Here is a 24,124-nt window from a genome sequence, read left to right as displayed (position 1 = left end):
ATACATTGCACGGAGCAGAGTACGTACGCCCCGCGTCGTCTTCCATAGGAATAATTCCCGACTTTTATCCGGTGCGCGAACCGCCCGGCTGATGTGATACTGCCCACATGGAACTGACCTACGTACTGTTGCGCCGCGCGGCGGCGATTTCGCTCGCCTGTCTGCTCTGCGTCCTGCTCCTCGCGGCGTGGCGGGCTCAATCCGATGTCCGCCGCGAAGGCCAGGGCGCCGGGCAGCTCGCGCTCTTGAGCAGCCAGCTCGCCGCTTTGCAGAACGCGCCGGACAATGCGCTCGGGGAGCGGATCGAGGCTTTGCGCGAAGCGGGCCGCTTGGGCCGCTTGCGTCACCTCCAGTTCCGGCTCGAGGATGGGAGAAGCGGTGAAGTGCTGGCGCAATCCGTGGCAGAGGAACTGTCCCCGCCGGCAATGCGACCCTTCCTGTGGCTGCTGGGACTCTTTGCGCGCCCGCACGCGGCGGAGGAATCGGCCTGGCTGCTGGAGCGTGCCGATGGCCGCACGTTTCGCATCACCCTGACCACGCATCCGTTCAGCGAGCAACGAGAGGCGTTCGACGAAATCCTCGGCGTCACCGGGGTCCTGCTGCTCTATAGCCTCAGCCTGCTGGCTGCCCTGTACTGGGCGGTGCGGCACGCCTTTGCGCCATTGCGCCAGATCCTCGACACCATTGCCGCCTTCGAGCGCCAGGACTATGGGGCACGCTTGCCCGCCCTGCGCATCCGCGAACTCGATGTGATCGCGCGTGCCCTCAACCACTTGGCGGCGGCGCTGGGGCAGACGCAGGAGGAGCGACGCCTGCTCAGCCTCAAGGTGCTGACCCTGCAGGAAGACGAGCGCGCCCACATCGCCCGCGAGTTGCACGACGAATTCGGCCAATCGCTCACCGCGATGCGCGCGGATGCGACCTATCTGCTGCGGCGGACCGAGCAGCAGCCGGAGCTGCACACCGTGGCGGCAGAGTTGGAGCAGCAATGCGCCCGCGTCCAGCAGGACATACGCAATCTGCTTGGCTGGCTCGGCAACCCGTGCGACGAAGGGAGCCGCGCATCGATTCCAATCTGCGACCTGATCGAAACCCTGGTCCAGAGCTGGCGCCAGCGCCCTGGACAAACCATCCACTACCAGCTGGCCGTGGACCTTGACGGCAGCGATATCCCCCAAGGTCTGGCGTTGAACCTGTACCGCATGACCCAGGAGGCGCTCACCAACGTCGCCCGCCACGCCGGCGCGAAAACGGTGGCAGTGGCCCTCGCCGCTCGCCCCGGGGAGGGTGTGCAGTGGTCGGTGTGCGACGACGGCATCGGCATTGCCTCCTACTCCGAGGCCCTGCAGCAGGGCAATGGCCTGGCCGGCATCCGTGAGCGGGTCTGGGCCCACGGAGGCGAACTGGAAATGCTCGATCGCGGCCCGGCGGGCGGGCCGCGGGGGCTGTGCCTTCAGGCACGCTTTCCCTGGCCGGAAGCGGCACGCGAGCCAGCCGACCGCGCATCGGCAATGACGTACGCGAGGACAGTCGAATGACCGGCTTGCGCGTGGCAATCGCCGACGATCACGCCGTGGTGCGCACCGGATATCGACGGCTGTTGGAACTGGAGCCGAATGTCAGCGTGGTGGCCGAATTCGCCGACTGCGAAACGGCATACACCTGGCTGAGCGCCAATCATGCCGACATTCTCATTCTCGATCTTTCCATGCCCGGGCGCGGCGGTCTCGAAACACTGCGGCGGCTCAAAGCCCGAGTGCCGACACTGAAGGTTCTCGTCTTCAGCATGCATGGCGCGCCGGCGATGGTCAGTCAAGCCATGCAGGCGGGTGCCGACGGCTATCTGACCAAGAGCAGCGCCCCGGAAGCGCTGATCGCAGCGGTGCTCGACCTCGGCGCAGGCGGGCAGCCGTTGTCGGAGGAAGCCGCGCGCGCCCTGGGCGAAGCCGGGAACGACAGCCAGGCGCCCCATCAGGTGCTGTCGCTGCGGGAATTCCAAGTCTTCACGATGCTCGCGCAGGGACTCGCGGTCGACGAGATTGCCGCGCGGCTTTGCGTCAGCGCCAAGACCGTCGCCAACTACCAGACAGCCATCCGGCAGAAGACCGGGCTGAGCAATGCGCTGGAGATGTTTCGCTACGCGCGGACCCACGCACTGCTCGAGTGAACCGAAAGGCCGCTGCCTTCGGCCCACTACTCAGTGCTCCAGCGTGCTTCAGGTCTGCTCCTCCTTCATAGGGTCACGGGACTGTGGCCAACCGACCCACCGACGAGAGCACGTCGGACAATCTCCCACCACGGCGCGTGACCCAGAACGCCAATAGCAACGGCGCAGGACGTGAAAGGTGCGTTCTCGCATCGTCAATTCGGTCGAGTACGTACGGCCGAGGTCGACGCTGGCCAGGCGTGTGGCGACTGTCCGCTGTTCGAGGGGAGGCTCAAGGTCCGGTAGTCCCGGCAACCTGCCGTTGAGCCTACCCGTGGTTCAAAGACGGCTGTGGGTCGATACTTCCAGTTCGCCGGACGGAGAAGCCGCCGTTCACCGTCGCCCGACGCGCGAACGGCAGGTGACCAACACATTGCTGCCTGACTGTGCCATCAAGCCACCGGCAGCTGAGGCCGACGAGGAGCCACCATCCGTCCAAATCTGGGGTTTGACACTGCTGCCGAACGGAGGAGCTGATCTGGGAGCCTGACGATCCATCGCGCCTATGCTAAGGGCCTCGACACGGACGCCTTGCAGTTGGCGATCAGGGGGTGGTCACAGGCACCCCTCCCATGGGTAGGTGACCTCGGTTCATAAACCTGCACCCAGCCCGTGCTGGTCCCGGGTGCAAGATCGACATCAACTGCAGCCATACGCCCGTCCCGCACGACCGTCCCTGTTCTCGAGTCATCTGACCGCGCCAAGCGGCGGGCACCGACTTATTGATAGCCAGCTTGTCCCCAGTCGCTGGGGAAAGGGATGTGGGAGATCCTGTGGATAAGCGATGGCAGCCCAAGTGGCAAGCCAGATCTACAAGTTCGCCTATTCCTGAGGCAGTTACCCTGTAGATGGAGGGGAGGGATTGCAGAAGGCCGGTCGGGCCGGAAGGCTTGGCCCTCCTGTGCGACAATCCGCCACGAAATTCCTCACGTCTCCTGATTGAATCGTCATGACCACCCGCCAAGCCCCCGAAATCTTCCAGATCCAGCTCGCCGACCTCGACCCGGCGGGCCTGCCGCCGCGCGGTACGCCCGAGTTCGAGCAGGCGGTGATCGGGCGCTACGCGCTCGACTACGCGGCGCGCGGCTGGCAGGCCGTGGTGGCGGTCGATGACGCGTTCGTGCGCGTGGTCGCGGTCCCCGAGCGCGGGGTCGAGCCGAAGGCCTACGTGCTCGGGCTGCTGCAAAACGGCTTCCTGGAGGATGCGCTGCCGGTGCTCGAGGCGCTCGACGGCATGCTGGACGACGCCGAGCTCGCCTACAGCCACGGGCTGTGTTTGTCCGAACTGGGGCGACCGGCAGAGGCGGTCGCCCCGCTGCAGCGGGCGGTCGAACTCGACCCCACGCACGCGAACGCATTCATCGCGCTCGGGGTAGCGTTCGCGCGCACCGGACGCGCCGATGAGGCGGCCAACGCGCTGCGCGACGCGGTCAAGCTCGAACCCGAGAACGCCTTCGCCAAGCGCAACCTGGCGGCGGTGCTGATGCGGTCCGGCCGGGCGGCCGAGGCGCTGCCGTTCTTCCGCCAGGCGGCCAGCCTGGCGCCGGCCGATCCGGGGGCGCAGCTCGGGCTCGCGCAGTGCCTGGAGGCGCTCGGGCCGTCGCACGTGAAGGAGGCGGCCGAGCAGTACAAGGCGGTGGTCAAGCGCTTCCCGGAGCACCAGGCCGGCGAGATGGCCGAGGAGGCGCTCACGCGCATCGGGCAGGACGAGCTGCGCGCGGCGGTCGACGGCGGGCTGCGCATGGACGCGGTGATGTACATGCAGGCGGCGTTCGATCGCTTCGCCAAGCTCGACCAGGCGAAGGTCGGGCAGATCGTGATGGAGATCGCGTTGCTCGGCCGCAACGGGCTCGAGATCAACAAGCCGGCGGTGCGCTACACGCTCGAGAACCTCGAGGGCGAGTTCTCCGGCCTGGCGCTGCTGGCGTACATGCACGTGGGTTTTCGGATGTTCGACGCCAAGGGCGACGCCGGGACCGGGCTCGATCGCGAATACGAGGCGGCGGTGAAGATGCGCCGCGAGCGCTGAGCCCGGCGAGGACCCCGACATGAGCCAGCTCCCCGAACGCTACCGAGCGGCGATCGCGCCGCTGATCGACAAGGCGCGCGAACTCCTCGAGCAGGGCGAAGAGCTCGTGCCGATGGCCTTCGTCGGTAACTTCACCACTGGGGCCACGATCCCCACGGCGCTGGTCATGCGCTCGCCGGCCGACAAGGACGCAGCGGCGCGCGCGGTGAAGATGCTCGCCGAGCAGCTCGACGCCGACTTCGTTCTCGTGCTGATGGAGGCCTACAGCCTGCGTGCCGACAAGGTCGCCCGCTACGAGGAGATCCTCGACGAGTACGGCTCGCTGGCCGACTGTCCGGCGAGCTGGCGGATCGACGTGGTGAGCCTGTCGCTCGAGACCCGCCACGGCGTGTGGGTCGCCCAGGTGCAGATCAAGCCGAAGGGCATCAGCAAGAAGAAGCGCACGATCGGGGTGCTGGAGTTCCGGCATTACACCGACGTGCGGGGGCGGTTCACGGATCTGCTGCCGGTGAAGGAAGGCGAGGGCGGGCCTTCCGGTACGCTGCACTGAGGCAGCCGGGGAGGGCGCGCGCATGTGCGGTCGTTACGCCCTCTACGGTCCGGTGTCCCGCCTGCGCGAGGCGTTCGACGCGACACCGGAGGGATTCGAGTTCGAGCCCCGCTGGAATGCAGCGCCGATGCAGTGGCTGCCCGTGGTGCGCCAGCGGTCGAACGGCGAGCGGGTGATCCACCGGCTGCGCTGGGGCCTCGTGCCGTGGTGGGCGAAGGACGAGACGATCGCCACCAGGTCGATCAACGCGCGCGGCGAGTCGGTCGCCGAGAAACCTTCGTTCCGGGCGGCGTTCCGCCGCCGGCGCTGCATCGTGCCGGCCAACGGGTTCTACGAGTGGCAGCACCTCAGTGACCGGCAGGGCGGCGGCAAGCAGCCGTTCTACATCCACCCGGTCGGGGGCGAGTTCTTCGCGCTCGCCGGGCTTTGGGAGCGCTGGGCGAGGCCGGCCGACGGCGCGGAGCTCGACACGTTCACGATCGTCACCACCGAGGCCAACGCGGCGATGCGGCCGTTGCACGATCGCATGCCGATGATCCTGGCGCCGGGGGATTGGTGGGCGTGGCTGAACGGGGCGACTGCGGCCGACCAGGTGCAGGCGCTGGTGAGGCCGTGTCCCGAAGCGGCGCTCGCGGTGCATCCCGTGGGGAAAGCGGTCGGCAACGTTCGCAACGAGGGGGCGAACCTGATCCAGCCGCTCTGAGTCTTGTCGCTCGCCTCTGCGCACGACACGATCGTAGCCATTCTTCGTCCGACGATGCGCGAGCCGTTTGCTCAGACGCAAGCCCTCCAAGAACGGTTTTCCTGGAGAACTCGGCTGGATTGCGTGACGCTCAGCTCACTGGCTGATCCGGTCGGCTTGTTGGTTTTACATCCAAGAGCAAGGCCTATAAAGTCTACACAATGTAAAGACAAGGCGTGTGGGGCGCAAACCGATGGCTCGACGCAAGACCGAGGCAATCAATCTCAGGATGTCTGCCGAGATTAAGGAGTTGCTACGCCTCGCTGCAGACCGCGAGCATCGCACGCTCAGCAACATGATTGAGTATCTGCTCATCGACTACTGCGAGCGTCATGCCATCTCGCCCCCCGCTCAAACCGAAGAGAAGCCGGCCTCCAGCCGTCGCAAGCCCGTCAAGACCCCGTGACTTCAAACGAATCCCTCATCAAGCTGGGCTACCGACTTGGTCGCAGCGGCACGCATGCCGCCCGCACCATGATGTTCGACGAGCTGATGCTCCTTTTTGAACACACCACGTCGGAAACGACGCGAGACGGCTACCGTGACGAGGTGGTGGGTCTCAACGTTCTAGGCAAGCCGACACAGAAATCGCGTCTGCTCACGTTCGGCCACCTCGTCGAACTCTACGGCTTGGACCCTGTCATTCCGGTTTTCCGCATCTTTCGCAAGCTCTGGGCGCTTGATGAGGCTGCCAGGCCGTTGCTCGCCCTGACGCTTGCAATGGTGCGCGACCCGGTTCTTCGGCTCTCGGAGGCCTTTGTGCTCGCCAAGGGCGAAGGCGACGCCGTGCAGCGCGAAGAGGTCGAGGAACTCATTGCCGCAAACGAACCGGACCGCTTCAGTCCGGCGTCGCTCAAATCCATCGCCCAAAACATCAACGGAAGCTGGACCCAGGCGGGGTTCATGGTGGGGCGTAGGCGAAAGGTTCGCGCCGCGCCAAAAGTCACGCCGAGCAACATCACCTATGCATTATTCTTGGGGCATCTTGAGGGGCTCTCAGGGCAACGGCTGTTCTCATCCCACTGGATGACGCTGTTATGTAGCTCGCCTGACGAGCTAGAAGTCTTGGCAAACTCTGCCTCGCATCGGGGCCAAATCGTTTTTCTGAATGCCGGCGGCGTCAAAGAAGTCCGTTTCCCGGGCTTTCTAACTCCGGATGAGGAGCAATGGTTGCATGAGTAGCAAAGTCGCGAAGCTGGTCGGTGCCTACCGGGAGCACATCTCGGTGCCGTGGGCAGGAGGCCTGGCGGCCATTCAACGCGTCATCTTCGCGGTGTACGACAAGACCGACGAACTGCGTCTGCGGGCGCACATCGACGAGTTTCGCCTGGCCACGCTGGAGGCAGGTCATCAGTGGCTGCTTGTGGACGTCACCAACGCCTTTCCCGAATGGATGGCTGCTCAGGAGTATCGCGACGCCTACTTCGAGTGCCCAGAGGACCTCACCGGCTATCAGGCCGGAGAGATCGTCGAGTTCGTCCATGGCCTGGTCGAACGCATCAAGACGACGATTGTTACCGAGGCCACGCCCAACACGGTGGTGGCCCTGATGGGCGTGGGTAGCCTTTTCGGCCTGGCCCGCGTCTCCTCGATTGTGGAAGGTATCAAGGACACGGTGGGTGGGCGCCTGGTCGTGTTCTTCCCCGGCGAATACCACCCCGAGAACCACGCGTACCGCTTGCTCGACGCCCGAGACGGCTGGAACTACCTCGCAGTGCCGCTGCTGGCCAAGGAAGCCTGAGCAGAACGCAGCTGCAGAACCAACAAGAACAAGGAAACACGCAGTGCTGAACCGCGACATTTACGTCAAATCCCCCGAACAAAACCGGCTGGCCAACAATGGTGTCGCTGAAGTCTCCGAGGACCACTCTGATGCCGCGCTCGAAGTGCTGCGCTACGAACTGGAGTCCTTCGTGTGCGACGGCCAGTATGCGAAGGGCACGGAGACCATTCTCGAGACGTTCCTGCGCAACCTCGGCGCAAAGTCCGAGCAGCCTGGCGTGTGGATTTCCGGCTTCTACGGTTCAGGTAAGTCGCACCTGGCGAAAATGCTGCGTGCGCTGTGGACCGATCAGCAGCTTCCGGGCGGCGCCTCTGCGCGCGGGCTTGCCGATCTGCCGGATGGAGTTGCCGACCAGTTCAAGGAGTTGAGCACCGAGGGCAAGCGCAATGGTGGTCTGCACGCCGCGGCCGGAAAGTTGGGCGCCGGGGCAGGGGACAACGTTCGCCTGGCATTGCTCGGCATCATCTTCAAGTCCAAGGGGCTGCCGGAGCAGTTCGCACAGGCGCGCTTCGTGATGTGGCTCAAGCATGAGGGGCTGCTCGAAGCGGTTCAGTCCAACTTGAAAGCCGCGGGCCGCCGTCTCGCGCAAGAGTTGCCCCATCTGTATGTATCGAATCACCTGTCAAACGCACTGTTGCAGGCCAATCGCGGCCTTGCAGACAGTGAGGCAGCAGTCCGCCAGCTCATCAAGGCGCAATTCCCGCAGGTGGGCGACGTCACTAACGACGAGATGGTCGCCGCCATCCAGAGCGCCCTTTCGGAAGGCGGCAAGTTCCCCCTCACTTTGGTCGTGCTAGACGAGGTCCAGCAATACATCGGTTCGGATGCCGAGAAAGCCTACAAGGTTCAGGAAGTCACCGAGTCTCTCTCCAAGCATTTCAACGGTCAGCTTCTGTTCGTGGGCACCGGCCAATCCGCGTTGTCCGGCATGCCCAACCTGCAGCGTCTGATGGGACGCTTCCCCGTGCAGGTCACCCTGGGGGATTGGGACGTCGAGAACGTCACCCGCAAAATCATCCTCGCCAAGAAGTCGACTGCAGTACCGGAGGTTGACCGTGTCTGGCGCGACAACCTGGGTGAAATTTCCCGCCACCTGCGTGGCACCAAGCTCGAGCACGTCACCGACGACGAGGCGTTCATCACTGCGGACTACCCCATCCTGCCCGTGCGCCGCCGCTTCTGGGAAAACGTCCTTCGCACCATCGACGCCACCGGCACCGTTGCCCAGTTGCGCAGCCAACTCCGGGTCGTCCATGAGGCTGCGCTCGAAACCGCCGAGCTGCCGCTTGGCCATGTCGTCTCCGGCGACTTTCTCTACGACCAGATTGCCGCCAACCTGGTCTCCACCGCCCAGCTCTCTCGCGAGATCTTCGATAGCGTGCAGCGCTTCGCTGCCGGCGATGGCCCGTCTCAGCTCAAGGCCCGACTGCTCAAGCTCATCTACCTCATCAACAAGCTGCCGCCCGAAAAGGCGATTGCCATTGGCCTTAAGCCCACCGAGGACGTCCTGGCCGACTTGCTGGTCACCGACCTAAAGAGCGGATCGTCCGAGCTTCGTAAGACCATCCCAACCTTGCTTGACGCGCTCCAGGAGAAAGACCACCTGGTGATGGCGCTCGACGGCCCCAATGGCGCCGAGTACCACCTGCAGACCCGCGAATCGAGCGCATGGTACGAGGAGTTTCGTGCGCAGGAGTCCCAGCTCAAGGCCTCCCCCCAGAACATCGAGGTCAAGCGGGCAGACTTCTTCAAAGCGCGTTTCCGCTCGGTGTTGACCAAGGTCCGTGCCGTCCAGGGCTTAGCCCCCGAGGTACGAACGCTGACTGCGTGCTTCGACGAGTCGCTGCCGAAGGACAACGACAAGGCGCTTTACCTGTGGATTCAGGACGGCTGGCAGACAGATGAGAAATCGGTAATTGCCGAAGCCCGCGCGAAGAGTGCCGAGAACCCGACGCTTTTTGCCTTCATGCCGGCCCAGAGCAAAACGGACCTCGCCAACGCGATCGTCACCCTCGAGGCAGCAAAAGCCACGCTAAGCCGCAAGGGCACGCCGAACACGGAGGAGGGGCGTAACGCGCAGCGCTCGATGGAAAGCCGTCAGCGCAATGCCGAGAAGGAAATCGAGACGCTGCTCAACACCCTGTTCGCGGGTGTCCGCGTGTTTCAGGCTGGCGGGCAGGAAGTCACCCAGGGCAACGACTTGGCCGATCGCCTCAACACCGCCGTCAAGTCCTCGGTCATTCGGCTGTATCGCGAGTTCGATGTCGCCGACCAGAAGGGCTGGGACAAAGTGCTGGACGAGGCGCGCAAGGGCAACGCCGAGGCCATGCGGGCAATCGGGCACCTCCAGGAGCCAAAATCACACGCGGTGTGCCAGAAGGTTGTGAGCTTTCTCGGTGCGGGCAAGAAGGGCGCAGAGATTCGCGACAACTTCGAGTCGCCGCCCTACGGTTGGCCGCGCGACACCATCGACGGCGCGCTCTACATCCTGCTCACCACGGGCGAGCTCAAGGCGCGCGACATGGCCCATCGCCCGGTCGATGCCAAGTCGCTCGAACGCAGCAAGCTCACCCAAGCATTCTTCGAGCCTGAATCGGTCAACATCTCGCCGGTCCAGAAGATCAGGATTCGAGGTCTGTTCCAGAGCCTGGGCGTCGGCTGCCAGCCCAACGAAGAGCTGCTCAAGGCGCCAATCCTGATTGCCAAGCTCAAGGAGCTGGCGCTTGGTGCTGGTGGTCCTGCACCTCAACCCGAGCCCCCCAGGTCCGATGCCATCGTGGCGCTGGAACAGGCTTTGGGTAATGGTTTGCTCCTGGAGCTGTTCTCACGGGCAGAGGCGCTGATCGCGCTCGCCAAACAGTGGGAACAGACCGCCAAGCTCATCAAACAGCGCCTGCCGCTGTGGCACCAACTCGACGCGCTGCTCGAGCATGCCCGCGCGCTCGGACCCTACGTCGAACTCAAGGCCGAGGTTGCGGCCATCACCGCGCAGCGTAGCCTGCTCGCCGAGCCTGACCCGGTCCGTCCGCTGCTGGAACGCACCACCGACCTTCTGCGCCAAGCACTCAACGCCAAGCTCGATGCCTATCGCGCCGAGTATGAGCAGCAGATGGCCCAACTGGACGCCGACAGCAATTGGCAAAAGCTTGACGACGCTCAGCGTTCCGAGCTGATTCGCACACATCACATCGACGCACCCGCAAGCCTCGACCTCTCCAATGCCGACAAGCTTGCCGACGCGCTGGATGGCTGCGACCTGCAGCGCTGGATTGAACGCGCACAGGCACTCACGACCCGCTTCGGGGCCGTCCGTATGGATGCGGCCAAGCTGCTCAAGCCGAATGTGGTTCAGGTGAAGCTACCGCAGCGGACCCTGAATGACGCGGGCGAGGTGACGGCGTGGTTGATGGAGGTAGAGCGACTGCTACTCAAGGCGATTGAGAAGGGGCCTGTCGCACTATGACGGCGATGCCGTGGGATAAAGCGAAACTCTCCGAAAAGACCCTTGAGCTCAATTTCGCCAGCCAACTCAATCACGCTTGTGGTGGCAGGCTTCTGTGGTTCGGCCTCACTCAAATGCAAGAGGCAGAGCAGGGCTTTGACATCGCCACTCGTATTGGAAAGGGGCTTTTCATCGTACAGATGAAGGCTTCGACGCATGTGCTGAAATCAGGTGAGCGCCAGTTCAAGGCTCCGCATGAGCAGCTAGAGAACCTTCGCAAGCTTACAGTCAAAGGCGGAGGGGTAATACCAAAGGGCTGCATCTATTATGCATTCCCCGTCATTGGCACACCGGCCGAGCTGTCCAAGCACACGAGTGTTTTGGCCAATACTTGGTTGTGCGATGTCGCAGACATTCCGTCACTGGGAGCTCCAACCACTGCCAGAGGGAGTCTGCGGCAAGACGGAAATCATTACGTCAAGGTTTCGCCGGGAGTCGCTCCCTTGGATTCAAGCAAACCAGGGGTCGCCACTTTTCATTCGGACCCGGTAGACGTTGATGTCATCAATGGGGAGAAGCTCGTTTACGTCATTTCACGCGAAGGAGCCTCGTCCGGCCTCCTGGAAGCGATGACGCATAACCAGTTCCGTGATTTTTGGGACCTGTGTCAGCAGTTTCACCGCAAGGCCTTTGCGGTCGCTTTTCTGGGATAACCATGTCAGCTCTCGCCAAATCGCTGCGTACCCAACTCGAAAACACCGTCAAGTCCGCCCGCGACATCGCCGAGACCGCCGCCCGTGCCGCTCTCCAGCAGCTCGCGGTGGGCGAGGGCAGGCTGCCGGACTACCTGAACGACGCCCAGCGCGCCTTGCGCCGCCGCCTGCGCGCCCACGGCCGCAGCCTGGGCGATGCCAAGCACGGCGACGACACCCAGGAGCTGCGCCGGCTGGTGTGGGAGGTGGCCTACGAGCACTGGCACCGCATGCTGTTCGCCCGCTTCCTCGCCGAAAACGGCCTGCTGTTGTGGGAGCCGGGTGCGGCGGTGTCGCTGCAGGACTGCCGCGAGATGGTCGACCACCACCCCGAGATGGCGATGGGCGCGCGCAGCGAGTGGGAACTGGCCGGCAAGCTCGCCGCGCGCATGTTGCCGCAGGTGTTCAAGCCGCAGCATCCGGTGTTCGAGCTGGTGTTCGCGCCAGAGCATCAGCGCGAGCTGGAACGACTGCTTGGCGGCCTGCCGCCCGAGGTCTTCCAGGCCAGCGACAGCCTGGGCTGGGTGTATCAGTTCTGGCAGGCGCGGCGCAAGGACGAGGTCAACGCCTCCGAGGTGAAGATTGGCGCGGACGAACTGCCCGCCGTCACCCAGTTGTTCACCGAGCCCTACATGGTGGACTTCCTGCTGCACAACGCGCTCGGCGCCTGGTGGCTCACCCGCCACCCGGACACGCCCTGCCCGGTGCCGCTCACCTATTTGCGCACGCTGGAGGATGGCACGCCGGCCGCTGGCAAGTTTGAGGGCTGGCCCGACACCCTGGCCGACTTCAAGCTGCTCGACCCCTGCTGCGGGTCGGGACACTTTCTGGTGGCGGCCTTCCTGATGCTGGTGCCGATGCGCATGACGGCGGAACACCTCTCCGCCCGCGAGGCGGTGGATGCGGTGCTGCGCGACAACCTGCACGGCCTGGAGCTGGACCCGCGCTGCGTGGAAATCGCGGTGTTCGCGCTGGCGCTCGCCGCCTGGCGCTTCCCGGACGAGGCCGGCCAGCCGCTGGGCGTGCGCGCGGACATGCCCGCGCCCAACGTTGCCTGCTGCGGGTTGAAGGTCGCGGCGCGGGCGGCGGACTGGATGGCGCTCGTTCCCGACGAGGTGCCGAACGCCGCCTACCTGCGCCAGGAACTGCGCCTGCTGCACGACAGCTTCTCTCAGGCGCCGCTGCTGGGCAGCCTGCTCGACCCGGCGCGAAGCCTGAAGAACGACCTCGCCACCCCCAGCTTCGACACCTTGCGCGAGCTGCTGGAGCGTGCGCTGTCCACCGAGCGCCCGGCCACGCTGTGGGGCGAGGGCAACGAGGTGCAGGATGAGGCCTGGGACCACGCCCTGACCGCCCGCGGCCTGCTCGATGCGGCGCGGCTGCTGGATGCGCGTTACCACCTGGTGGTGACCAACGTGCCCTATCTGGCGCGTGGCAAGCAGTCCGAGGCGCTGAAGGCCTTCTGCGAAATCCATTACGCAGACGCCAAGAACGACCTCGCCAACGTCTTCCTGGAGCGCTGCCTGGAGCTGTCGCAGCGTGGCGCGGCCGGTGTGGTGCAGATTGTGATGCCGCAGAACTGGCTGTTCCTCACCAGCTACAAAAAGCAGCGCGAAAGCCTGCTGAAGCGAGTGCAGTGGAACCTGCTGGCGCGGCTGGGGGAGGGCGGCTTCGACAGCCCACAGGCGGCGGGGGCGTTCATCGTCCTGCTCACCCAGACCCATGCGCCGGCGGACGAGGCGTTTGCCTTGCGCGGCGTGGATGCCAGCGGACCGAAGGGGGCGGCGGAGAAGGCGGCGCTGCTGCGGGAGGGGGCGGTCGTGTCCGTGGGGCAGAAGGGGCAGCTGGGGAATCCGGATGCCGTCATCAAATTGACGGAAACGGGAAGCGCTAAACGCTTGGGAGACTATGCAGTTGTGCGTGGAGGAACCACAACTGGCGATGCACCGCTCTTCCGCAGAAACTTCTGGGAGGTTGAGCATATCGGCCCTGATATGTGGGCCTTACAGCAGGGCCCTGTATCTGAGATTGCGGATTTCATGGGGCGTGAGTTTGCTCTTTTGTGGGAGTCGGGTACAGGGCAGTTGGCTCGTAAAGCAAACGGTGGTGGTGCAACCATTGCGGGGCGCGACTGCTGGGGTAAGTCAGGTATAGCAATCGGTAAAACACGCTCTCTTTCCGTCACTAGGTATCTTGGAGAAGTATTTGAGAACGTGGCTTTTGTCTTGATTCCTAAGGATGTTGCAGACCTCCCAGCGATATGGGCATTCTGCAGTTCCAGCGAGTTCTCATCTGCAGTGCGCCTTGTTAATCAGTCGCTTTGCGTGGACCCTGGGTATTATGAAATGGCGGATTTCGACCTCGCCCACTGGCAGCAAGTCGCCGCCGAACGCTACCCCAACGGCCTGCCCAAGCCCTATTCCGACGACCCCACCCAGTGGCTGTTCCACGGCTACCCTCAGCCCGCCACCGACCCGCTGCAGGTCGCCGTCGCCCGCCTACTCGGCTACCGCTGGCCGGCCGAGACCGACGCCGACATGGAACTCGCCGATGAAGCCCGCGAGTGGATTGCGCAGACCGACAAGCTCGCCGCCCACGCCGACGACGACGGCATCGTCTGCCTGCCCGCCGTGCGCGGCGAAAAGCCCGCCCACGAGCGCCTGCTCGCACTGCTCATCGACGCCTGGGAAACCGTCACCCCCGGCAGCTGGAAAGCCTCCACCCTCGACCGCCTGCTGGCCGAGGCCGACTGCGCCGGCAAGAGCCTGGAAGTGTGGCTGCGCGAAAAGTTCTTCGAACAGCACGCCAGGCGCTTCCACCACCGCCCCTTCATCTGGCATGTGTGGGACGGCCTCAAGGACGGCTTTGGCGCGCTGGTCAATTACCACAAGCTCGACGCCCGCAACCTGGAGCGCCTCATCCACACCTACCTGGGCGATTGGATTCGCATCCAGGAAGCGGGTGTGGCCAGCGGCATCGACGGCGCCCCGCAGCGGCTGGCCGCCGCGCAGGCGCTGAAGAAAAAGCTCGAAGCCATCCTCGAAGGTGAAGCGCCCTTCGACGTCTTCGTGCGCTGGAAACCGCTCGCCGAACAACCCATCGGCTGGAACCCCGACGTAAACGACGGCGTACGCCTCAACATCCGCCCCTGGATGACCGCCGGCGTGCTGCGCCACAACAAAGGCCCGAAGCTCAACATCAAGTGGGACAAGGACCGCGGTAAGGACGTGGAGAGCGCGCCGTGGTTCGCGGTGTTCAAGGGCGACCGCATCAATGACCATCATTTGGCGTTGGCGGAGAAGCGCGCGGCGCGGGATGCCGGGAGAGGGAGCTAAAAATGGGTTTTTGGCATACCGGTTACAGCGAGTTCCACGAACCGACGGGGTTTGGTGACTGGGCTGGGCCAGACCTGACGATGCGGTTCGATTGCGAACGCTGCAGTGCAAGCTTCAACAGCCTTGAGGCGCTTCGGAAGCATCGATTCGAGGCTCATCCGCTTCGGCAGCCACGGGCATTCTTCCAAGGATTTGAGCTTGGCGCGCAAACCGTCAGGATTCGGTCGCCGTTTGCATCAGGTGACTTCGAGTTCGCGTTGGCTGAAGAGGTGCGTGTCAACGGGCGCGCCATGCCCGTCAGCCGTGTCGCACCCCACCTCGCGTTGCTCCGTGACGAATTCGTCAATCTCGACTTGATTGGGACGGGGGTCACGGTTTCCCACAGGGTGGATATACGCATTGCCCGTGATGAAGACTTGAAAGGCGTTGAGGCGGCCCTTCTTCGAATTGCCGGTTTGCGCCGCTTGACTGTCGAGACTATCCAAATCCTGATTCGGGACTGCGAGGCGTTCGAGAGCGCGAAGGACTTCGTCCAAGGTCTGACGCGCTACCTATACGGCGTACTGGCCAAGGAGCGGGCGCCAAGCTCGAGTCTTCACTTTGACGAGTACCTCAGATATTTCAACGAAGCCGAACAGACGCTGGCGGGTTTCGACCGCCCGGTTGCTCGCTTGATTCGCGCGTTGGTGGCGTTTCACTTCAACCGCTTCGCTGATGCACGCCGTCTCGCGCCGACCAAACGCCTACGGACGGCGGCGGGTGCATTCGAGAGTCTGCTGGCGGCAAAGCAGGGGGGCTCAGGGGCTTTTGGCGCGCCGTTTTCAAGCAAGACTGACAGTGCCATCGAAGCGCTCCTGACTGACATCCATTCGGAATCAATACTGGCTTGGCTGGCGAGTGGGCTCGACGGAATGGCTGGGGCTTTGGGTAACCTGGAAGCGGCCCTCGAACATCCATGGGCCGAGTACGACAAGCTGAAAATCAGGCTGATGCTGGCTGAGAGCTGTCTCGTCAGAGGCGATGACCAGCGTGCGCGGCAGATTGCGCGCGAGCTGATTGGGTTGCCGGAAACCGAGACCTGGGCAGAAGGACTGCTCGGCAGGCTGCAGGCGAAGGACGTGAACAATGACTAAGCAAAAACGAATCCCGATTACCAGCAAGGCGACGGGGGAGGTTCGACTCTCCGAGCCCGTCCCGGGCCGCAAGTCGTGGCGGCAAGACTCTGCGAAGCCTGACGGGGCAAGCAACGCGGAGCCAACTTCGACATCGACACTTGCGGAACTGACCGGTGAGCAGAGTAGCGCCCGCGAACAGGGCGCTGACGAGAATGCTTCCGGGCCAGCGAAGGCCAAGCGAGGTGAAAAGACGGGGACGAAGCAAGACAAGCCCGAATCACTCGCCGATTACATCGAGTATGCCTATGGAAGGAAAGGGCAGAAGCTGGCGGACTTAAAGGAGAAGGCTGGTTTCATTCGGAATCTGGCGACTAACTTCAGGCTTGGTGAGCGGGAACCTGAGCTCCTTGGAGTTGCTGAGAAAGATGTGACGTTGGCCGTACCGAGGCAACTCGTGTTTGTCAGTCGGGAGTTTCAGGGCTATCCGTCACTTCGGAACGAACTGCTGGGGTTTGTGAAGAAGGCAATATTGCAGCACCCGCTCTTCCGTGAGCAGCCTGCCTTGGCGTTGTTCATCAACCAAGGGGATTTCAGTCCATCTGCGCTTGAGGCCATGCGATTGATACACGAGCTCGGTACGACGAAGGAGAGTCAAGAGCTCGAGCTGAGTCGCGCCGACCTCGAGGTGCTGCACCGGAATGCCTCTTATCTGGTTGCGGTGTGGTTGAGGGAGATGCGTGGGCGCAGCCTGCATGACGTTGCGGAGATGCTGTTCCAGGGGGTGTGGAAGAAGGCGGCAGCTTCAATCGAGGACGATACCGACAAGCTGCGCGCCATAACCGATGTCTCGGAGCTCGCACCGGTTGCGATTGCATGCGCTGTATTTCAGCAACAGGCCGAAGAGCAGACAAAGCGAGCACATCAAAGTGCTGCTGAAACTCATCAGTTGCGTCAGGAACGCGACGGTTTGCTAGCCGAGAAGGAGAGCCTGAGTGCCGAACTCAGTGCGCTGAAGGCGCTGCGTGAGAAGGAAAGGAGCGAGACTCAGGAGCGGCTGGCAAAGCTGGAGAGCAGCCAGGATGTGAAGGTCACCCACCTTCGTGACGACAACCAGCAGGTGCGCCATCGCTTGGTGAAGCGCCTGGTCTCTGATGTTGAGCAACTCGAGATTGGCTTGAGCGCATTGCGCAACCCGAATCCACGGGTCGAAGTGATGATTCAGCGTGCCGAGAGAGTGGTCGACGCACTGCGTGCCGAGATAGCGAAGCTGAGGGAGGAGTAAGCGATGACGGTAGTCGGTTTCGATTTCGGTACGACCAACAGCTTGGTATCGGTGGTGGTCGGCGACCGGGTGATTCGCTTTGAGGATGAAGGGCAGCCTATTCCCTCGGTGGTCTCATACGAGGGCGGGCAGACGATTGTGGGTCGTGAGGCTCGCAAGCGGCTCGGCGTAGCAGGTCTGGGGGTGCATGGGAGCGTCGTTCGCTCCCCCAAGACGATGCTGGGTCGAGAGAGTGTTGATGTCGAGGGGGTGGCCCGCAGCCCTGTTGATATCGTTCGCGATGTCGTCGCATATCTCAGAAATGAGGCAATCGAATCGGACATCGTCCGAAATCTGAACTTCGACAGGGCGGTTGTCACCATCCCGGTCAATATGGAGGGGCGCAGGCGAGCTTTGCTGCGCGATGCCTTCAGGATGGCGGGCATCAGTATTGTGCAGTTTGTACATGAGCCGCTGGCTGCGCTGTACGGACACTTTCGCGCACTGGATACGCTGGAGAACGAGCTGCGCCGTTATGACCGGCAGCTCATGCTGGTCTTCGATTGGGGCGGTGGAACGCTGGACTTGACGCTGTGCAGGCTCGTCGATGGGGTCTTCGTCCAGCTCGAAAACTACGGTACGGACGATGTGGGGGGTGACCACTTCGACCAGTCGGTTCGTCATGAGGTCGAACGGCGTGTTCGCGAATCACGGGGACTAGGAAGCGAGGTCGAGCGACTGCCAGGGGCGGACGTACGTCTGCTTCATGAATGTGAGGAAGCCAAAATTGCCCTAAGCGACCCCGCGGTCAGTAGTTGGACGATATACGTTGAGCATTTCTTCAGCGGTGTCGACGATGCGGCGCTTGACCTTCGTCTTACCCGAGATGACCTTGAGGCCATCGTCGGGAGCCTGGTCAAGAAGGGTGTTGCCAGAATCACGGAGCTCCTCGAAAAGTACGAGGTTTCTCCCGCAGCGATTTCGCTATGCCTCGCGACGGGCGGCATGGCGAACATGCCACTCATCAAGTCGCGCTTGCATGAGATTTTTGGGCCGGCACGGGTCTTTCTCTCCGAGCGCAGCGCGTCGCTCATCTCCGAAGGTGCTGCGTGGGTTGCACACGACCAGGCACGACTTCGACTCTCCAAGAACGTAGAGCTCTCATTGGCACGCAACTCCTACATGGGGCTGCTTGATGCCGGCGTTGAGATGCCTGTCGAGGGTGAGCGCCGAACTGACGAGTTCAGCCTGTATTGCGTTGACCCGAGCGATGGGCATGCGCGCTTCCAGATTGTTACGCCTCTGCGTGTTGGGCGAGATGTCCACCGGGACGACCCGCGGACCGTCTTGAGTACGATGCAAGTCAAGGTTGACTCGAAAGCTCAGCCGTTCATGGAGCGACTCAGCCTGAAGGTGGAAGTGGATGAGAACCTCATCCTTACCGGCGTGGTTCAGTCGCTGAATCAGCGTGATGCCGCGCGCTGCGAGGTCCACCATCTTGAGTTCGCCCTCGAAGTGCCTAAAAAAAAAGACTCCGCATGGCGGGTGAGCGCTGAGCGAGGCGTCGAGGGGGCGGAGCGTGATGTCGCGGAGAACATCCGTGTGGCCAGTTTGCGTGGTCCCGGAGATATCGTGCTCAGATCAAACGTGTCCTCCCGAAAGGACGAAATGCTTGTGCCTGGCGAAGTAATGGCTAAGTTGAACCCCTATTACTTCGACGTTCGCCATAACCCTCCGCCGGTGCAGGTAGCCGAGAAGCTTTATTACCAGCCGTGCGCTTTGTGCGGTCGCCGCTCGAACGACCCCCTTTGTCGGTGCGCCAGCGGTGGGTACGCGCGTCATGGTGCGGAGCGGTAGCGTTTTCGCTTAGCAATTGAGTATCGAGGAAGAATATGACTGACCCGTCTCCCGGCCTGCGCGGCACCATCGGCCATACGTTGCCGAGCGATTTGCGTGGCCAGCTAGAGGCGGCTGTGCGCGCTGCCAGGGAGGCGGCAGAAGCGGGGGCGCAATCCGCCCTGTTCCAACTGGGCGTTGCGGAGGATGAGGCGCCCGCGCATTTGGACGAGCCGCAGCGAGCGCTTCGCCGTAGGTTACGTGCGCATGCGAGGGTGCTGGGTGACGCCTTGGGGGCGGATGGCATCCAGGGAGTGCAACGGCTGGTTTGGGAGACGGCTTACGAGCATTGGCACCGGATGCTGTTTGCCCGTTTTCTCGCCGAGCGGCACCTGCTGATTTGGGAAGGCGAGGTTTCGGTGACCTTGGACGAGTGCCACGAGCTGGCTGGCTCATCTGCCTCGTCTGGCTCGGCACTCGGGGTCGGAAGTGGGTGGGAACTCGCAGGTCGCTTGGCTGAGCGAATGCTGCCGCAGCTCTTCCGCGCCGATTCGCCAGTGCTTGCTCTGCGGTTTGCACCGGAATACCAGCAGGCTCTCGAACGCTTGCTGGCAGGTCTTCCGCGAACCGTGTTCCTGGCATCCGACAGCCTTGGCTGGGCCTACCAATTCTGGCAGGGCAAGCGCAAGGAAGAGGTGAATGCCTCACAGGTGAAGGTGGGTGCTGACGAATTGCCGGCAGTGACCCAGCTCTTCACCGAGCCCTACATGGTGGAATACCTGCTTCACAACACCGTCGGCGCTTTGTGGCGCGCGAGTCATCCTGAGCTGACCAAGCGTTTGGCGCTGCGCTACCTCGTTACCCCGAATGCGGGCGGTAGCGCGCAGCCTTCGAAGTCGACGATTGGGCGGTTCGGGAGCCTGAAGCTGATGGATCCGTGCTGCGGGTCGGGGCATTTCCTGGTGGCTGCGCTGCATTTGTTGGTGCCCATGCGGGTGCTGGCAGAGGGGCTGAGTGTTCGTAATGCCGTCGACGCGGTGTTGGCTCAGAACCTTTTCGGCGTGGAACTGGACGCGCGCTGTGTCGAGATTGCCGCCTTTACGTTGGCGCTCGCGGCGTGGTCGTATCCCGATGAAGAGGGGTGCCCCCTAGGGTTTCGCCCTCTCCCTGAACTGAACCTGGCCTGTGCCGGACGTGCGCCGAGCCGAGGTCGTTCGGGTTTGGCGTCCTCGTCGGCGCCCTTGCTTGGCAGTCTGCTGCCAGTGCAGTTCGACTCTGCGCAATGGGAAGAGGCCCTGGCGAAAGAGGACTCGAGGGGCGCAGGGGATGCAGAGGGCGAGGAGCAGTTCATCGCCGCGCAGGGGTTTGCGCGTGCCGTCGCCTTGCTCCGGGAACGTTACGACGTAGTGGTGACTAATCCGCCCTTCTTGGGCCGCGGGCGGATGTGTGACGCGCTGCGTGAGTTTGTCGAGGCGCAGTTCTACGACGCGCGGCACGACCTGGGAGCGGTGTTTCTGGAGTATTGCCTCAAACTCGCCAAACCAGAAGGCCGAGTCGGTTGTGTGCTACAGCAGTCCTGGCTGTTCGCTGGCAGCTATGGGGCGCACCGTCGCGCCATCCTTCAGCAGGCGGCTCTGCAGAGTGTCGCCAATCTAGGCGAGGGGGCATTCCGTAGCGCGGACGCGGCAGGGGCGTTCCCGTCCCTGCTGGTGTTCGAGCGTCTCGTACCGGAAGTGGATAGCCACATCGCCGTTGTCGATGCCGCGATACATCGCACAGCGGAGGAGAAGGCCGCGGCCCTTCGGTCAGCCGCGCCCGATGCGCTTCCTTTCGCGCAGGTCAGCGGAAGCCCCGACTATCTGGTTGCCCTGACCCAGGGTGGAAGCCTGCCGCCGCTCTCCGAGTTCGCCACGCCCTATGTGGGCTTGCAGACGAGCGACTACCCTCGTTACTGCCGCTTCTTCTGGGAACTTCCGTTGCGAACGCCGGATTGGGAGTACATGCAGGAGTCTCCGGAAGAGACCGGCAAGCTTACGGGTTTGAGTTCGCTGTTCTACTGGCAGCAGGGCAGCGGAGACCTGATGAGCAGCGGCCTCGCCTACATCCGTGGCCAGGCAGCGTGGGGTAAGAAGGGTGTGGCGGTGAGCCGGATGCGGCAGTTGGAAGCCGGCCAGTATCTCGGTAACTTCTACAACCAGACCACCGCTGCGATCATTCCCCGCGACGAATCGCTGCTGCCCGCGGTGATGGCGTTTTGCTCTTCGGACGAATACACCGAGGCGGTGCACGATATTGACCGGCGAATCTGCGTGGCCAACGCAGCCTTGGGACGGGTGGGCTTTGACCTGCCGCGCTGGCAGGCAGAGGCCGAACGTCAATTCCCGAACGGTTTGCCAGCCACTTATACCGAAGACCCGACGCAGTGGCTGTTCCATGGTCACCCGGCCGCCTCGTCAGACCCGCTTCAGGTCGCAGTGGCACGCCTCCTCGGCTATCGGTGGCCTACTGAACGCGATGACAGTCTTGAGCTGAGCGATGCCACGCGGAACTGGACGGAGAGGTGCAGGCACCTTGTGGGTCACGCCGACGACGACGGCCTTGTCTGCCTGCCCGCTGTGCGCGGTGAAAAGCCCGCCCACGAGCGCCTGCTGGCACTCCTCATCGACGCCTGGGAAACCGTCACCCCCGGCAGTTGGAAAGCCTCCACCCTCGACCGCCTGCTGGCCGAGGCTGACTGCGCCGGCAAGAGTCTGGAGGTGTGGTTGCGCGAGAAGTTCTTCGAACAGCACGCCAAGCGCTTCCAACACCGCCCCTTCATCTGGCATGTGTGGGACGGCCTCAAGGACGGCTTCGGCGCGCTGGTCAATTACCACAAGCTCGACGCCCGCAACCTGGAGCGCCTCATCCATACCTACCTGGGCGACTGGATTCGCATCCAGGAGGCGGGTGTGGCCAGCGGCCTCGACGGGGCCCCGCAGCGGCTGGCCGCCGCGCAGGCGCTGAAGAAAAAGCTCGAAGCCATCCTCGAAGGCGAAGCGCCCTTCGACATCTTCGTGCGCTGGAAACCGCTCGCCGAGCAAGCCATCGGCTGGAACCCCGACCTCAACGACGGCGTGCGCCTCAACATCCGGCCCTGGATGACCGCCGGTGTGTTGCGTCACAACAAGGGCCCGAAGCTCAACATCAAGTGGGACAAGGACCGCGGCAAGGATGTGGAGAGCGCACCGTGGTTCCACAAGTTCAACGGCGACCGCATCAATGACTATCATCTAACGCTGACGGAAAAGCGGGCGGCGGCAAGCAAGGAGAAGGAATAATGAATCTCAATGCATCTATCATCGATCAGCGTCTTAAGGGCGTGCAGGATGAAATCCGTGAATGGGCCAGGGATGAGCTGAAGCTGACCGATGAAGGCCGGTTGCGGTCGTTAGCATTTGTGTATCTGTGCGTGAAGACCATGCTCGACCTGGATGCACGCGAAGCATTCGATTGTGTGACCGATGGCAGTGGCGACTTTGGCGTGGATGCGATGCAGGTGACGGAGGAGGTGGACGGCGAGTTCGTCGTCACCGTTTTTCAGTCCAAGTACGCAACGAGGCTCGAGGCCGATGGCAATTTCGATGAGGGCGGCATCAAGGCGCTCATCAATGCGATCCGCCACATTTTCGATCCTCAAGCTGAACTGGGCACCATTAACGACAGGTTGCGGGTGCGGGTTGAGCAGGCGCGCGCGATGGTGCGCGACGGTTTCATCCCACGGGTGCGTGCGATTGCCTGCAACAACGGCCTGCGCTGGAACGATCAGGCTCAACGCCTGATCGAGCTGGCGGGGTTCGGCGAGCAGGTGACTTGGGAGCACGTCAATCACGATGTGCTTGTCGGCATTTTGCAGCGGCCCAAGCAGGTGGACGCGACCTTACGCCTGGTCGGGAAGGCCAATGTTGAGGACATGAACTTCAGCCGGGTGTGCGTGGGTCGCATGCCTGTGACCGAAGTGGGGGCCTTGATGAAGGCGCACGGCGAACGCCTGCTGGAGCGCAATGTGCGGCGCTATCTCGGCTTGCACGGTAACCGGGTGAACGAGGGCATCCGTGCCACCCTGCGCTCGAGCGCGCCGGAAAATTTCTACTTCTTCAACAACGGCCTCACCATCATCTGCGACCACTTCAAGTACAACGGGCTGCAGGGCGGGGATTATCAGGTGCAGGCGGAGAACCTTCAGATCGTCAACGGTGCGCAGACCTGCATGACGATCTACAAGACGCTGGACGAGATGGCAGAGCGTGGCGAATTCTTGCCGGCGCAGGCCAGCGTGCTGGTGCGGGTGTATGAACTGCCGAAAGAGAAGGAAGACATCGTTCACCAGATCACGCACGCGACCAACAGCCAGAACCCAGTCGATCTGAAGGACTTGCGTGCCAATGATGAAATTCAGCGTCAGCTCGAAGCCAGTATTGCCTCGCTGGGTTTCAATTATCGGCGCAAGCGGACGGATGGCGCGCCGAAGTCCACCGATATCACAGCGGGTGCGGCCGCCGAGGCGCTGCTTGCGGTATGGCGCGCGGCACCGCATCAAGCCAAATTCTTGACTCGGGAGCACTTCGGGAAGCTCTACGACAATGTGTTTCCGGCCGACGTGAATGGGGCGCAGGTCATTGTGGCGGTGTTGCTCTATCGCATTGCCGAAAACCATCGACGTAGGCCTAGCTCAGATGACGCACTGTTGGTGCGCTACGCCTCGTGTTTCATCGCGATGCGAATGGGGCAGCGTATTCTGAAGGCGCTAAAGCTGCCGCTGTCGGGATTGACCCATCGTGTCTTCGATGAGGCCAAGCGGTACATCGAGACGCACGGGGAGGATGATTTCGCGCGTTCGGCCGAGGACATCCAGCACGCGCTTGACGATTTGTACGGCAGTAAGGCGGTGTCCACGCTCCAGTTGTCGGCCACCTTCCGCCGTGGCGACCTAATCCAGAAGATTCTGGAGATGCCACTGTTGGGATAATTGTCGATGACACGCACGCCGTTTCTGGTGAGTTCGCAGACTGGTGATGGGTTTCTGCAGGAAGGCTG

Annotated in this window: 16 protein-coding genes; all 16 read left to right on the top strand. The window is 63.0% G+C overall.

The annotated features are described in order from the left end of the window. Window positions 1–107 precede the first annotated feature (107 nt). The 16 genes from PO78_RS10605 to PO78_RS10535 all read left to right on the top strand — a co-directional run bounded on the left by PO78_RS10605 (window position 108) and on the right by PO78_RS10535 (window position 24,056). The gene (locus PO78_RS10605; RefSeq protein ID WP_052484403.1) at window positions 108–1,538 is read left to right on the top strand and encodes a HAMP domain-containing sensor histidine kinase; all 1,431 of its coding nucleotides are present in this window, start codon (window positions 108–110) and stop codon (window positions 1,536–1,538) included. Then, entirely contained in the window at window positions 1,535–2,167 is a 633-nt protein-coding gene (locus PO78_RS10600) for a response regulator (protein ID WP_043743660.1), read from the top strand. Before PO78_RS10605 ends, PO78_RS10600 begins: the two co-directional genes overlap by 4 nt. A 988-nt stretch (window positions 2,168–3,155) precedes the next feature. Beyond that, complete coding sequence (locus PO78_RS10595; protein WP_043743658.1) at window positions 3,156–4,235, top strand: tetratricopeptide repeat protein; 1,080 nt, start codon at window positions 3,156–3,158, stop codon at window positions 4,233–4,235. Between the two features lie 19 nt (window positions 4,236–4,254). Then, window positions 4,255–4,785, top strand: coding sequence for a hypothetical protein (locus PO78_RS10590; RefSeq protein ID WP_043743654.1), 531 nt, complete (start codon window positions 4,255–4,257; stop codon window positions 4,783–4,785). Between the two features lie 22 nt (window positions 4,786–4,807). After that, window positions 4,808–5,488 (top strand): SOS response-associated peptidase, encoded by a 681-nt coding sequence (locus PO78_RS10585; RefSeq protein WP_043743652.1) that lies wholly within the window; start codon window positions 4,808–4,810, stop codon window positions 5,486–5,488. Between the two features lie 232 nt (window positions 5,489–5,720). Beyond that, window positions 5,721–5,933 carry a ribbon-helix-helix domain-containing protein gene (locus PO78_RS10580; protein WP_043743649.1) on the top strand — a complete coding sequence of 71 codons (213 nt, stop codon included), beginning with the start codon at window positions 5,721–5,723 and terminating at the stop codon, window positions 5,931–5,933. Beyond that, the gene (locus PO78_RS10575) at window positions 5,930–6,709 is read left to right on the top strand and encodes a hypothetical protein (protein ID WP_043743646.1); all 780 of its coding nucleotides are present in this window, start codon (window positions 5,930–5,932) and stop codon (window positions 6,707–6,709) included. The genes PO78_RS10580 and PO78_RS10575 overlap by 4 nt, the downstream gene beginning before the upstream one ends. Continuing rightward, on the top strand, window positions 6,702–7,268 hold the full coding sequence (locus PO78_RS10570) for a BREX protein BrxB domain-containing protein (protein ID WP_043743643.1): 567 nt from the start codon (window positions 6,702–6,704) through the stop codon (window positions 7,266–7,268). Before PO78_RS10575 ends, PO78_RS10570 begins: the two co-directional genes overlap by 8 nt. A gap of 43 nt (window positions 7,269–7,311) precedes the next feature. Then, a complete protein-coding gene (gene brxC, locus PO78_RS10565) occupies window positions 7,312–10,773 on the top strand; it encodes a BREX system P-loop protein BrxC (protein WP_043743640.1) in 3,462 nt (1,153 codons plus the stop codon). Beyond that, the gene (locus tag PO78_RS22855) at window positions 10,770–11,465 is read left to right on the top strand and encodes a hypothetical protein (RefSeq protein ID WP_156147801.1); all 696 of its coding nucleotides are present in this window, start codon (window positions 10,770–10,772) and stop codon (window positions 11,463–11,465) included. Before brxC ends, PO78_RS22855 begins: the two co-directional genes overlap by 4 nt. Further along, window positions 11,417–14,839 carry a BREX-1 system adenine-specific DNA-methyltransferase PglX gene (locus PO78_RS10560; protein WP_231570684.1) on the top strand — a complete coding sequence of 1,141 codons (3,423 nt, stop codon included), beginning with the start codon at window positions 11,417–11,419 and terminating at the stop codon, window positions 14,837–14,839. The genes PO78_RS22855 and PO78_RS10560 overlap by 49 nt, the downstream gene beginning before the upstream one ends. 2 nt (window positions 14,840–14,841) lie before the next feature. Then, complete coding sequence (locus PO78_RS10555) at window positions 14,842–15,972, top strand: hypothetical protein (RefSeq protein ID WP_043743632.1); 1,131 nt, start codon at window positions 14,842–14,844, stop codon at window positions 15,970–15,972. Next, window positions 15,965–17,236, top strand: a complete 1,272-nt coding sequence (locus tag PO78_RS10550; RefSeq protein WP_043743630.1) for a hypothetical protein — start codon at window positions 15,965–15,967, stop codon at window positions 17,234–17,236. Before PO78_RS10555 ends, PO78_RS10550 begins: the two co-directional genes overlap by 8 nt. 3 nt (window positions 17,237–17,239) lie before the next feature. Next, window positions 17,240–19,072, top strand: a complete 1,833-nt coding sequence (locus PO78_RS10545; protein ID WP_043743628.1) for an Hsp70 family protein — start codon at window positions 17,240–17,242, stop codon at window positions 19,070–19,072. A 35-nt stretch (window positions 19,073–19,107) separates the two neighbouring features. After that, the gene (locus PO78_RS10540; protein ID WP_052484402.1) at window positions 19,108–22,368 is read left to right on the top strand and encodes an Eco57I restriction-modification methylase domain-containing protein; all 3,261 of its coding nucleotides are present in this window, start codon (window positions 19,108–19,110) and stop codon (window positions 22,366–22,368) included. Continuing rightward, window positions 22,368–24,056 (top strand): AIPR family protein, encoded by a 1,689-nt coding sequence (locus PO78_RS10535; protein WP_043743624.1) that lies wholly within the window; start codon window positions 22,368–22,370, stop codon window positions 24,054–24,056. Before PO78_RS10540 ends, PO78_RS10535 begins: the two co-directional genes overlap by 1 nt. Window positions 24,057–24,124: the final 68 nt, after the last annotated feature.

It is taken from the genome of Thauera sp. SWB20 (assembly GCF_000831325.1).
Classification (GTDB): Bacteria; Pseudomonadota; Gammaproteobacteria; order Burkholderiales; family Rhodocyclaceae; genus Thauera; species Thauera aminoaromatica.
Note: the sequence above shows the minus strand (reverse complement) of the source record. Positions and strands in the feature narration are given on the sequence as shown.